Raw genomic sequence first — 11,879 nt, 5'->3', positions numbered from 1 at the left:
GCCGGAGAAGATCGTTGTTCCAATGTCAGACTTTGGCATAGAGGTGCTCTGGGTTCTAATCATTGCAAGCCTTGGCCTTTCCGCTGTTGCCCTGGTGTTCTCGATATTCCACCGGCGCCACATACCTGCGGCCGCATCCTCCGCAGGCGATGACCTGGCTTCGGAAGCGGCTCGCACGCTGCTGCGGGAATTTGAAAAGAATGGCCACTCGGCCGATGCAGCGCTGATCACATGGTCGCCCGACACGTTGCGCAAGATCCTGGCCGACGATCTGCCGGAGACGCAGGTGATCGTCGTATCCAACCGCGAGCCCTACATCCACAACACTAGGGATGATGGCATCGAGCTCCTGGTGCCGGCCAGCGGGCTGGTTTCGGCACTTGAGCCGATCACCCGCGCCTGTGCCGGCACCTGGATTGCGTATGGAGGCGGATCAGCGGACCGTTTCACCGTCGACGAGAACGATCGGGTTGAGGTGCCGCCTGGCAATCCGTCCTACACGCTGCGCAGGGTCTGGCTGACCGAGGAAGAATACCAGGCCTATTATCTGGGCTTCGCCAATGAAGGTCTGTGGCCGCTTTGTCATATCGCCTTCACCCGCCCGATTTTTCGCGCGTCGGATTGGCAGGTCTATGAGGCCGTCAACCGGAAGTTCGCCGATACGGTCGTTGCCGAAGCGCGCAACAAGCGGCCGATCGTGCTGGTTCAGGACTACCACTTCGCGCTCTTGCCGCGCATGATCCGTGAGCGCCTGCCCGAGGCGATCATCATTACTTTCTGGCATATCCCATGGCCCAATTCGGAAGTGTACAGCATCTGTCCATGGCGTGAACGGATCCTGGAAGGTTTGCTCGGCAGCTCCATCATCGGCTTCCATACGCAGTTTCATGCCAATAATTTCACCGAGAGCGTCGATCGCACCCTGGAAAGCCGGATAGAACGGGCGGACGCGGCGATCTCCCATGGCGGGCAAACGACGCTGGTCCACGCTTACCCCATTTCCATAGAATGGCCGGCCGAACTGCTGGCAAGATTGCCGGCTGTCGAGGAATGCCGTGCCCGTGTCCGCGAAAGATTCGGGCTGCCGGCGAACGTCAAACTGTGCGTCGGCGTCGAGCGCCTCGACTACACCAAAGGCATTCCCGATCGCTTTCAGGCCTTGGACGAATTGTTCACGCGATATCCCGAATGGGTAGGCGAAGTGGTTTTCCTGCAGGTCGCGGCGCCCAGCCGGGGCACATTGCCGGCCTACCAGCAACTTCATGACGAATGCCTTCGCTATGCCGAAGAGCTCAACCAGCGCTACGGCGGCGAGAATTACAGTCCCGTCCTGTTGCTCGCCGAACATCACTCGCAGGAGCAGGTCTACGAGATCTATCGCGCCGCCGACATATGCATGGTCACCAGCCTGCATGACGGCATGAACCTGGTGGCCAAGGAATTCGTCGCGGCGCGCGACGACGAACAGGGCGTGCTGCTGCTCAGCACCTTTGCCGGCGCTTCGCGCGAGCTCCTGGAGGCACTGATCGTCAACCCCTATGATGCGACCATGATGAGCGAGGCGCTGCTGCAGGCGCTGACCATGACGCCGGACGAGCAGCTCGAGCGCATGCGGCCCATGCGCGAGATGGTCCGCGACAATAATGTCTATCGCTGGGCCGGCAGCATGCTGCTGGACGCTGCGCGCCTTCGCAAACGCGGGGTGACTGGCAACGGCGAGCGGACATCCAACAGCAACAACGTCGTTTCCATCTTCGAGCGGGCGCGAAAGGCGGCTTCGTGACGAACCTGAGACTGCCGCTGGCCCCCGACCTGCCGGAAGAGCAATGGGCGCTTTTTCTCGATATCGACGGCACCTTGCTGGAACATGCCGCTCATCCCGACGCTGTCTTCGTCGGTGATGAACTGCGTCACCTTCTCGGAAATATCGAGCGAAGGCTGGGCGGCTCCCTCGCCTTCATCACCGGACGTTCGGTTTCTGCCGTGGACAGATTGTTTCATCCCCTGAAGCTGCGCATTGCAGGGCTGTACGGGCTCGAGCATCGGTTGACGGCGGACGGTCAAGTCGACATTGCCGACGCTCCGGCGGATATCGCGGCTCTTGCCGACGAGATTGAGGCCGAACTGGGTGGACGCAAGGTCTACGTCGAGCGCAAGGGACCGGTCTTGGCCATCCATACCCGCGCCGCGCCGCAACTGCTTGCCCGGGCAACGCAGCTGGTCGAACAGGCATTGACGCAGCTTCCACCCGGATACCGCGTGATTGCGGGAAACGCTGGCGTTGAACTCATGCCGCTGGAAGCCGTCAAAGGAGCAGCCATCCGGCGTTTCATGGAAATCCAGCCCTTTGCCGGCCGGCGGCCCGTATTCCTCGGAGACGACACCTCGGACGAAAACGGTTTCGAGGCAATAAACGAGGCCAACGGCATCTCTATCCGCGTGAAGCCGCGCGGGCCGACGGTTGCAAGCTATGCTCTCGACGACGTGACCGAGGCAATAGCCTGGATCGAGGCCAATTTCGGCGCGGCGCGGGTGTCCTGATCGCAATCCCCAGTGATCATTGGACAGGCTCGCGTCATGCCTGATCCGATGAATGCCGATTGGTTCCGGTTCAGCCGATCTTCCCGTCCACGATGTGAATGCGGCGATCCATGCGCGCCGCCATGTCGAGATCATGCGTGACTGCCACGACGGTCTTGCCGCCCTCGCGCACCAGATTCTCCAGGATTGCGAAGACCTGCTCGGAGCTCTTGCTGTCGAGGCTCCCCGTCGGCTCATCGGCGAGGATAAGCGGCGGATCGTTGGCGAGCGAGCGTGCTACCGCGACGCGCTGACGCTGGCCGCCCGAGAGTTGGTCAGGTCGCTTGTCGAGATGTTCGCCGAGTCCCAGAGATGAAAGCAGCTCACCGGCCCGTTCGCGCATCTGAGGCCGCGCCAGCCGGCCAAGCTTGCGCATTGGGATTTCGACATTTTCGCGCGCCGTGAACTCCGGCAGCAGAAAATGAAACTGGAACACGAAGCCCAGCAACGAAAGCCTAGTCCGCGCGCGCTCCCTTTCATTCATCGGCTCGGCATCGCGGCCGCCTATTGTCAACGTCCCGGCGGTCGGCCGGTCGAGCAGCCCGAGCAGGTAGAGCAATGACGATTTTCCGGAGCCGGAGGGACCGGTGACGGCGACGAATTCCCTTTCGTTGATCGCCAGCGTGATGTCCTTGACCAGCGTGACGGGAACTGTCTCGGGCAACACGCGGGTCAGTTTCTCGGTCTCGATGAGTGCGCTCATGACGCGCCTCTGATGATCTCGACGGGGTTCAGGCGCGCCGCACGACGCGCCGGCAGGTAGCCGGCCACTGCCGCCGAGCCCAGCGCGAAGGCCGACGCGATGACGTAGTGCATCAAGCTCCAGGCGATCGGCAGCCGGGCCATCTCCTGGCCGGTCGCGGCGATCTCGAAACGCACCAGCGACAGCGCATAGGTCATGGAGATGCCGAGCAGCCCGCCTAGCACGGAGCCGGCAGCGCCGATCGCGACGCCTTCCAGCAGAAAGAGCCGGCGCATGTCGGACTCCGGGAAGCCCAGCGACTTCATGATGGCGATGTCGCGCGCCATTTCGTGCGTGATGGTGGAGATGATGTCGTAGATGCCGAAGCCAGCGACCAGCATGATCGCGCCGACAACGGTGTACATGATGACGTTGCGTACGACGAGCGCTTCGAGGATCGATTCATTGGCCTCCTGCCACGCCACCGCCTTGTAGCCCAGTTCGGCCTCGGCACGCTGCGCCACCGCCGGAGCGCGGTCAGGATCGTCGAGCTTGATGCGGATCTCGTTGATGGCGTTCGGACGCGCCGAGAGGATCTGCGCGTTTTTCAGAAGCACATAGGCCTCGCCTTCGTCGCGCGCGGTGGTGCCGGTGTGGAACAGGCCGGCGATCTTGAAGTTGCGCGTCAGTCCCTCGGCGGAAACCGCCGTTATCGTGTCACCGAACCCGGCGCCGAGCCGGCTCGCCATCGTGTCGCCGATGAGCACGTTGTTGCCGCCCGCGGCAAGCGCCGAAAAGCTGCCTTCGACGAAGTTTCCGACAATCGGCGACACACCGGACTCGCGCTCCGGTTCGATGCCAATGATCGCCGCGCCGACTTCGCGGCTGGAAAAACGGATCACACCCTGCGTTTTGAGGCTTGCCGCGAACCGGCCGGGAATCCAGCTCTCCAGCCAGGAGGTCGCGGCGGTCGGATTGATGATGCCGCGTCGATCGTCACGCGGACTGAGCCCGGAAATCGCCACTGTCGCAAAAGCATCCTCGGCCGGTTGACGGCGGGCTGTGCGCTGCTCGTCGGTGATGTCGACATGCGGCATCGTGTCGACGAGCTGCCTGACGAAATCGTCCTGCCCACCCTGCATCAGCGCCGCCATGGCAATGGAGAATCCGACACCGACCGCAACGCCGATCACGGCAACCAGGGTCTGGCGACCGCGGCCGGCAATGTGCGTGAGGGCGATGTCGAAGATGAGCGGCATCGTGCTTCATCGCTCCTGGGCGCCGGTGATGCTCACGCGCGCGCCGTTGGCGAGGTCGGCGGGATAGGGCGAGATGACGCGAGCCCTCTCCTCGACACTCGAGAGAACCTCGATGCCATTGGTGGCGCGAATGCCGGTTCGGATTTCACGTTGCCAGGCCTTGTCGCCTTCGACGACGAACACCTTATTCCCGTCCACAGCAACGGACGGGATCAACAGCGCATTTTTCGAAACGCGGATGACGATGTTCACGTCGGTCGACATGCCGATACGAAGCGGCGTATCGTCTGGCAGGCGGAACCGGACGCGATAGGTCTTCGTCACCGGATCGCCCTTGGGTGTGATGCTGTCGACCACCGCTTCCAGGTTCTGCTGGCGGAACGCGTCGGATTTAAGCAGCGCGCGCTGGCCGACCTCGACCCGGGGTATGTCCTCCTCGTTGACCTCGGCGACCACCAGGAGCGGCTTCGGCTCGCCGACCCAGAATAGCACCGTGCCGAGTTCGGCGACCTCACCCACCTCGCCGTCCTGCCTGAGCACGACACCGGCGCTCGGCGCGCGTAACACGTAGGTGTCAAGTCGCGCTTTCTGTCCGGCGATCAGCGCTTCGATCTGGCCGAGCTCGCTCTGCGCACGATCGAGAGCCTGCTGGCTCGCCGCACGCCTTTCGGCAAGCACCGTCAGCCGCCGGAGCTCTTCCTGGGCAAGCGCTTGACGGGCCTCGAGTTCGCCAAGCACGGCCCGGGCCTCGCTGTCGTCGAGCCTGGCGAGCACGGCGCCTTGTGCAACCCTCGATCCCTCGCAATTGCATTGCTCGACGATCCCTTCGCGAACCACCGGAGTCACCTTGGCCCAGGTTCGCGGCTCGACGGAGCGACTCGCGTAAACGATTTCCGCCGCGTCGCCGCGTTGTGGCGTCACCACCGAAACCTTGGCCGGTTGCCAAAAATACCAGGCGCCGAACGCAGCCGCGGCCGCGACAACAACGATGCCGACAGTCCAGCGTATCCGTCGCAAGGGACTCTCCTTCGTGATCGAATCCGAATGTCCTGCGGTGACAGATAATAGCACTAGACCGACCGTCGGTCTATAAAAGTTGCATAAAGCTCCGGTTCGTGCTCCTCTTGCCCCACTTGCACTTTGTGAGGTTCGATTTGCCCCGAGTGATAAAGTCGCCGGAGATACGATCCGCCGAGCTCCTCGACTGCGCCCAGCGGCTTTTCTTCGAGCGCGGCTACGACAACACGACGGTGAACGACATCATCCGCGAGGCCGGCCTGTCGAAGGGCGCGTTCTACCACTATTTCGCATCGAAAGAGGCCCTGCTGGAGGCGCTCGCCACACGTCTCGCCCGCGACAGCTTCACCGAGTTGCAGCCCGTGCTCAACGATCCCTCACTCGATGGGCTTGGCCGGATCAATGCCCTGTTTGCCGGCTCGCGGCGGCTGAACGTCGAGCTTGCCCCGCAAATGCGCAAGACATTTTTCGTCCTGTTCCGGCCCGAGAACCTTGCCCTCTTCCATCGGGTCGACCAGGCGGCCAGGGAATTGGCCATGCCGATAATCACCGATCTGCTCAGGAAAGGCAGCGACGAAGGCATCTTCGACGTGCCCGACCCGGAAGCCTTCGCCGAGATGTTCTTGCAGCTGCGGCTGATCTTTCGGGATGTAATGCACCGCGCCCTGCTGAAGGCCGAGCAGGGCAGTATCGACGAGGCGGCGCGGCTGCTCGACGATCGGCTGCGGCTCTACGGCATCGCGATCGACCGGCTTTTGAAGCTGCCCGATGGAACGATAGAAGCAGCGCAACCCGGGTTTGCCCGGGCTTTCCTCGAAGCAGGCCCGTGAGCCGCAGAGTCCGCAAGGCCGCGGAGCAGCAATTCACCGCGCCTCGTATACCGGTGCAGTCCAAATCAGGGGGTCAGTGAAAGATGAGCCGCGAGCAGCTTCTCGCCGCCAGCAGGAGTCACGACGAAGAGGTGTTTGACCGCAGTATCGATGTGCAGATATTGCGACTGCGCCGCAAGCTCGAGCTCAACCCGAGCGAGCCGAAACTCATTGTCACCGAGCGGGGCGCCGGCTACGTCTTCGCTACCCGGGTCGAGGTGCAGTGACCTTTCGAGGTGCCGTGACTTTCCCGAGTTCTTGGCAGGGTCAAGTTACTGGCAGGGGTCAAACAGGAATGTTCATCGCCTCAGCGCATGCACGCTATCAACATTGCCGCCGCCTATCGGCAGAGCCATGTCTTCGTCGAGCAAGCGCGTGATGCGGGCGAAGCCGGTAAAAGCCTTCCTTGCTTCCTCTGCCGACATCCCGCCCGCCAGAGCCGCGGAGCAGCAATTCACCGCGCATTGGTAGACTGGCCCACGCCGGCCGACTGGCCATCTACGCAAGAACTCCATCGCTTCGGCTACGCTATCAATTTCTTCGGCAGGACTTTCCTGCCCGCGCGAAATACGCACAGGCGTAAAGAATTGCAGGCGATCCATTGTTTCCTCCCGGTCGATCGCTATGTGCCTGATCGAACCTTTAAACTCACTGTTGACCATGTGGTTTCCGGCAAACAGGGCCCGATGGTGAAAAAAGTCGGGCCAAAAACGAAGTCTTTCACATCACGCGACCGAAATCGAATCACCAAACGTGACAAGCATGTGACGAACCGTTGCCCGCCGCCGCATTGGGACTTCAATTATCCCGAGACGGAGCCTGGACGCGCTCATCCCGCATTTGAGGTATGCGGATTACGCAGCCGGATTTGGCTAGCCGCAGCAGACCCCTTTGGGATCTCTTCTCCGTCAAAGCGTCAGTGGATCGAGGCAAGGAACTCCTAAGGGCTGGAAGTGTCTCAGGTTCCCAGTCAGGAGCGTCAAGGAGTTCGCTTTAGCGGTCGCGGCGATGAGAATGTCAGCCAGTCCTGGATGACTCCCTGCGGCTGTGGCGGCGCCTTCCATGAGGCCTGCCTCCAACGCCACGGCCGCATCGATCGGCAAGATTTCCGCGCTGTAGTCCGTCATGATGCCCTGCAGCCACGCCATTAGCGTCAGAGCCTTCGCTGTTGCTCCCGAGCGGTCGAGCTTGGCGATGCCTCTCCGAAGTTCGTGGAGGGCAAAGGCAGGCACAAACAAGTTGCCCGTCTGCTGCAATAGCCAAGCTGCCGCATTCGGGGGCAGCGGAGGCTTTCCCGGCGCGGTCGCCGACAGCACCGAGGTGTCGAAAAGGTATGAGGTCAAAGGTTAACCTCGCGGCTTTGCTGGGTGCGGTCGCGCTCCGGTTCGAAGCCCTCGGGCCAACCGGGGAACGACAGCAGGTATTCCGCAAGGCTGGGCTTCTCGGGGTAAATCTTCCTCGCTTCTTCGATCGGAACGATAGCGGCCACTGGCTTGCCGTGCCTCGTGATCGTGATCGGTTCGCCGGCCTCGGCGGCATCGACGAGAGCCGTCAAAGTGGCCTTGGCTTCGCGAATGTTGATGTGTTTCACTGCTGTTGCCTCCATTGTGGTTGCACGCAACTACATTTAGCAAATCCATCGTCTATTACAAGTGGACACTTCCCGGAGAACAGGCCATTCCGAAACGCGATCATTGGCGAAATCTTTTGTGAAGGCGTCTTTCTCCCCGTCTCTATACGGGGAGAAATGCCCGGCAGGGCAATGAGAGGCAGCGCCACCTGAGGCGATTTCCCGGAGGTGGAGTTGTCCTGGGGTGTCGATGTCGGCGCTGCCCCTCATCCGCCTGCCGGCACCTTCTCCCCGTATAGTGACGGGGAGAAGGGGGCTGGCCGCAACATCGGCGCCCCTTTCTGCAGCGCTGCAGATTGGCGAAATCTTTGGCGAAGGCGTCTTTCTTCCCGTCGCTATACTCTCCCTGGGAGAAGGCGAAGCCCTATCCGCCGACCATCTCGGCCAGCCTGCGCACGGTGTTCCAATTGCGCGAGGTGCCGATGCCGAGCCGTTTATGGCTTATCGCCGCCACAAGCCGCGAGCTTGGCGTCTCGCGCGAAAAGAAGATCCAGATGTCGCCGCCGACGGCCTGCATCCGCTCATCCTTGCCGATATAGGCCTCCAGCGCCGCGACGGCCTCAGCGGGAACGGGCTTGCGCATCACGCGCACCGCTACCTGATCCGCGGCGGCAGCCGATTCGGCGGGAAACGGATTGCCGCCGCAAGCTTCAACCAGTCATCCGCGCGGCGCACGATGATGTCGACATGGCGGCCGAAGGTCTTTTGGAACGCCGTCTCCAATCGGCGCTCCAGCGCGGCAATCTCTGTTTCTTTCGTCTCGAAAACCAGATTGCCGGTCGCCACCAGCGTGCGCGGGTTGTTCAGGCCCAGGCCTTCTGTCATGGCCCTGAGATCGGACATGACGACACGCCGCCCCTCGCCCAGAACGATGCTGTAAAGCAGAGCGACGTAGGTTTGCATGTCAGCCCGGATATCTCACGATAGCCTGTCGATTTAGACCAAGCGGCTCTGCTCCACCGCTGCCTCAATGAAGCTGGCAAACAGCGGGTGCGGGTCAAGCGGCCGGCTTTTCAGCTCGGGATGATATTGCACGCCGATGAACCAGGGATGGTCGGGATATTCGACCGTTTCCGGCAGCACGCCGTCCGGCGACATGCCGGCAAAAACCAGCCCGCAATCCTCGAGCCGCTCCTTGTAGTCGACATTGACCTCGTAGCGGTGGCGGTGGCGCTCGGAAATCTGCGTGTCGCCATAGATCTCGGCGATCTTCGAGCCCCTGGCGAGGTCCGCCTGATAGGCTCCGAGCCGCATGGTGCCGCCGAGGTCGCCGGTTTCCCTGCGCTTCTCCAGCATGTTGCCTTTCAGCCATTCCGTCATCAGGCCGACGACCGGTTCCTCGGTCGGACCGAATTCGGTTGACGAGGCATGCTTGACGCCGGCCAGCGAACGCGCTGCCTCGATGCAGGCCATCTGCATGCCGAAGCAGATGCCGAAATACGGCACTTTTCGCTCGCGGGCGAACTTCGCCGCAAGGATCTTGCCTTCCGCGCCGCGCTCGCCAAAACCGCCGGGGACCAGAATGCCGTGGACCTTTTCCAGCCACGGCGCCGGGTCTTCCTTCTCGAATATCTCGCTCTCGATCCAGTCGAGCTTGACCTTGACGCGGTTGGCGAGACCGCCATGCGACAGCGCCTCGATCAGCGATTTGTAGGCGTCCTTGAGGCCGGTATATTTGCCGACGACGGCGATGGTCACCTCGCCTTCCGGGTTGTGGATGCGTTTGGACACCGCTTGCCAGGGCTCCATCCGCGGCTTCGGCGCCGGATCGATGCCGAAAGCGGCGAGCACTTCCGAATCCAGTCCTTCATTGTGATAGGCCATCGGCACGTCGTAGATGTGCGGCACATCGAGCGCCTGGATGACGGCGCTCTCGCGCACATTGCAGAACAGCGACAGTTTGCGGCGCTCTTCCCTGGGGATGGGGCGGTCGGCGCGGACCAGCAGGATGTCGGGCGCGATGCCGATGCCGCGCAATTCCTTGACCGAATGCTGGGTCGGCTTGGTCTTCAATTCGCCCGCCGTTGGAATATAGGGCATCAGCGTCAGGTGCACGTAGACGGCGTTGTTGCGCGGCAGGTCGTTGCCAAGTTGGCGGATCGCCTCCAGAAACGGCATCGCCTCGATGTCGCCGACGGTGCCGCCGATCTCGCACAGGACGAAGTCATAATCGTCATTGCCGTTGAGAATGAAATTCTTGATCTCGTCGGTGACATGCGGAATGACCTGCACGGTGGCGCCAAGATAATCGCCGCGTCGCTCCCGCTCGATGATGTTCTTGTAGATGCGACCCGTGGTGATGTTGTCCTGCTGGTTGGCCGAGCGGCCGGTGAAGCGCTCATAATGGCCAAGATCGAGATCGGTCTCGGCGCCGTCATCCGTCACGAAGACTTCGCCATGCTGGTATGGCGACATCGTGCCGGGATCGACATTGAGATAGGGATCAAGCTTCTTGATGCGCGCGCGATAGCCTCGCGCCTGCAAGAGAGCCCCAAGGGCCGCTGCAGCGATGCCTTTTCCGAGTGAGGAAACCACGCCGCCTGTGATGAATACATATCGCGCCATGGGAGTCATCGCTTAACGCGGCCGAATTGATTCCGCCAGAGAAAAAACCGCCGCGAAGGCTTTTTCCCAAAGAAGGCGCCCTGGTGATGCTCGAACCAAAACAAAAGGGCCGGCGAGGCCGGCCCTTTTGTTTGACCCGTCAAGGCGTCAGATGATGACGACCTTGGTGCCCACTTTCACTCTGCGATAAAGGTCCATGACGTGCTCGTTGATCATGCGGAAACAGCCGTTGGAGGAGCTCGTCCCGATCGACTGCGGCGCAATGGTGCCGTGAATGCGCAGATGTGTGTCCTTCTTGCCGTCATAGAGATAGATGGCGCGCGCACCGAGCGGGTTATCGCCGCCGCCTGGCATGCCGTCCTTGTACCGGCCGTAATTCTTCGGCTCACGCTTCTGCATGTCGAGCGTCGGGATCCAGCGGGGCCATTCCTGCTTGTCGCCGACGGCGACCGTGCCCTTGAACTGCAGGCCGTCACGACCGACCGCAATCGCATAACGGCGGGCGGTCCAGGAGGATTCGACGAGATAGAGGCGGCGCGCACTCGTATCGATGACGATGGTGCCGGGGCTATAGCCGGTGAACTCGACCTCTTGCGGCACGAACTCCGGCTTCACCTTGAACTGCTTCCTGGCTTCCTTGCTGGCGAGCGCGGCATCGAGGGCGCGGGTCTCGGGGAGCAGCGACATCGACGAGGACGTGCCGCCGAACAGGCCGGCGAACAGCCCGACGCGCTGGGGCTTCTGTCCGACCGGCTCGCTGCGCAATTCGCCGTTGTTGCCGGTCAGCGCGACGTTCATGGCCTCGGCGGGAATTGCCTCGGCCGACTGGATTGCGGCGATGGGTTGAATCGGGTCGATGATCTTGACCGGCCTGGCATCGGCCAGCCTGGCCTTGCCAGCGGACTTATCCTTCTTGACGAGGCCCTTCCTGGCAAGAAACGCCTGCCGTTCCGCGTCCGACTTGGCTTTGGCCGCCTCGCGCATCGCCAGCTTCCTTGCCTCGATCGCCTTTACTCGAGCAGACTGCTTGTCAGCCGCGATCTTGGCTTCGATCTTCCTGATCTGGGCAAGATCTGCCGCGCTCGGGTCTTTTTTCTTCTTGAGGAGCTTGAGTTGCGCCGTGTCGCTTTTGGCGGCGACGTAGACGACGTCAGTTGTGACTGCGGATTTAGGGGCCGAATTGCCCGCCGGCATGGCCGCGTAAGCGGGCGCACCAAGGCTGAGCACGGCCCAAAGGCCGGCTAAAATGAAGCTGCGAAGCTGCATGGCGAAGATCC

At 62.0% G+C, this 11,879-nt stretch carries 11 protein-coding genes and 2 pseudogenes; 4 read left to right on the top strand and 9 right to left on the bottom strand.

Annotated features, from left to right (window positions below; all coding sequences use genetic code 11):
- The first annotated feature begins 22 nt into the window (after positions 1 to 22).
- Both AC0L15_RS14905 and otsB read left to right on the top strand, forming a co-directional pair.
- Entirely contained in the window at positions 23 to 1,783 is a 1,761-nt protein-coding gene (locus AC0L15_RS14905; protein WP_287249274.1) for an alpha,alpha-trehalose-phosphate synthase (UDP-forming), read from the top strand.
- Entirely contained in the window at positions 1,780 to 2,541 is a 762-nt protein-coding gene (gene otsB / locus AC0L15_RS14900; RefSeq protein WP_287249275.1) for a trehalose-phosphatase, read from the top strand. The genes AC0L15_RS14905 and otsB overlap by 4 nt, the downstream gene beginning before the upstream one ends.
- A gap of 70 nt (positions 2,542 to 2,611) precedes the next feature.
- On the opposite strand, the gene AC0L15_RS14895 is transcribed toward otsB, so the two are convergent.
- Genes AC0L15_RS14895 through AC0L15_RS14885 form a run of 3 tightly spaced genes read right to left on the bottom strand, consistent with a single transcriptional unit; the run spans position 2,612 to position 5,538 of the window.
- Positions 2,612 to 3,283, bottom strand: a complete 672-nt coding sequence (locus tag AC0L15_RS14895) for an ABC transporter ATP-binding protein (protein ID WP_287122153.1) — start codon at positions 3,281 to 3,283, stop codon at positions 2,612 to 2,614.
- Positions 3,280 to 4,521, bottom strand: coding sequence for an ABC transporter permease (locus AC0L15_RS14890; protein ID WP_473496534.1), 1,242 nt, complete (start codon positions 4,519 to 4,521; stop codon positions 3,280 to 3,282). Before AC0L15_RS14890 ends, AC0L15_RS14895 begins: the two co-directional genes overlap by 4 nt.
- Positions 4,522 to 4,527: 6 nt before the next feature.
- Entirely contained in the window at positions 4,528 to 5,538 is a 1,011-nt protein-coding gene (locus AC0L15_RS14885; protein WP_473496533.1) for an efflux RND transporter periplasmic adaptor subunit, read from the bottom strand.
- Positions 5,539 to 5,684: 146 nt separating this feature from the next.
- Here AC0L15_RS14885 and AC0L15_RS14880 point away from each other — a divergent pair, with 146 nt between their 5' ends.
- Both AC0L15_RS14880 and AC0L15_RS14875 read left to right on the top strand, forming a co-directional pair.
- A complete protein-coding gene (locus AC0L15_RS14880) occupies positions 5,685 to 6,368 on the top strand; it encodes a TetR/AcrR family transcriptional regulator (RefSeq protein ID WP_287249304.1) in 684 nt (227 codons plus the stop codon).
- Between the two features lie 83 nt (positions 6,369 to 6,451).
- Positions 6,452 to 6,634, top strand: a pseudogene (locus tag AC0L15_RS14875) (winged helix-turn-helix domain-containing protein); the annotation flags it as partial.
- 72 nt (positions 6,635 to 6,706) lie between these two features.
- Here AC0L15_RS14875 and AC0L15_RS14870 read toward each other — a convergent pair.
- From AC0L15_RS14870 to AC0L15_RS14845, 6 genes and pseudogenes are all read right to left on the bottom strand, one after another.
- Positions 6,707 to 7,009, bottom strand: coding sequence for a DUF982 domain-containing protein (locus tag AC0L15_RS14870; protein WP_128172574.1), 303 nt, complete (start codon positions 7,007 to 7,009; stop codon positions 6,707 to 6,709).
- Between the two features lie 306 nt (positions 7,010 to 7,315).
- Positions 7,316 to 7,750 (bottom strand): type II toxin-antitoxin system VapC family toxin, encoded by a 435-nt coding sequence (locus AC0L15_RS14865; RefSeq protein ID WP_287249277.1) that lies wholly within the window; start codon positions 7,748 to 7,750, stop codon positions 7,316 to 7,318.
- Positions 7,747 to 7,998: a type II toxin-antitoxin system Phd/YefM family antitoxin gene (locus AC0L15_RS14860; protein ID WP_023798583.1), complete on the bottom strand. Its 252-nt coding sequence runs from the start codon at positions 7,996 to 7,998 to the stop codon at positions 7,747 to 7,749. Before AC0L15_RS14860 ends, AC0L15_RS14865 begins: the two co-directional genes overlap by 4 nt.
- 403 nt (positions 7,999 to 8,401) lie before the next feature.
- Positions 8,402 to 8,940 (bottom strand): annotated as a pseudogene (locus AC0L15_RS14855) (DUF1697 domain-containing protein).
- Between the two features lie 33 nt (positions 8,941 to 8,973).
- On the bottom strand, positions 8,974 to 10,611 hold the full coding sequence (locus tag AC0L15_RS14850) for a CTP synthase (RefSeq protein ID WP_084646645.1): 1,638 nt from the start codon (positions 10,609 to 10,611) through the stop codon (positions 8,974 to 8,976).
- A gap of 138 nt (positions 10,612 to 10,749) precedes the next feature.
- Positions 10,750 to 11,868: a L,D-transpeptidase gene (locus tag AC0L15_RS14845; RefSeq protein ID WP_287064569.1), complete on the bottom strand. Its 1,119-nt coding sequence runs from the start codon at positions 11,866 to 11,868 to the stop codon at positions 10,750 to 10,752.
- Between the last annotated feature and the right edge of the window lie 11 nt (positions 11,869 to 11,879).

It is taken from the genome of Mesorhizobium sp. WSM4846, assembly GCF_055811415.1.
The sequence above is the reverse complement of the archived record's forward strand: the minus strand, read 5'-3'. Positions and strand labels throughout refer to the sequence as shown.

What these genes read in the sequence shown, in the direction of transcription:
- AC0L15_RS14905 (WP_287249274.1), top strand. Translation starts at nt 23, where the DNA reads ATGTCAGACTTTGGCATAGAGGTGCTCTGGGTTCTAATCATTGCAAGC.
- AC0L15_RS14895 (WP_287122153.1), bottom strand. Translation starts at nt 3,283, where the DNA reads ATGAGCGCACTCATCGAGACCGAGAAACTGACCCGCGTGTTGCCCGAG.
- AC0L15_RS14890 (WP_473496534.1), bottom strand. Translation starts at nt 4,521, where the DNA reads ATGCCGCTCATCTTCGACATCGCCCTCACGCACATTGCCGGCCGCGGT.
- AC0L15_RS14870 (WP_128172574.1), bottom strand. Translation starts at nt 7,009, where the DNA reads ATGGATCGCCTGCAATTCTTTACGCCTGTGCGTATTTCGCGCGGGCAG.
- AC0L15_RS14850 (WP_084646645.1), bottom strand. Translation starts at nt 10,611, where the DNA reads ATGACTCCCATGGCGCGATATGTATTCATCACAGGCGGCGTGGTTTCC.
- AC0L15_RS14845 (WP_287064569.1), bottom strand. Translation starts at nt 11,868, where the DNA reads ATGCAGCTTCGCAGCTTCATTTTAGCCGGCCTTTGGGCCGTGCTCAGC.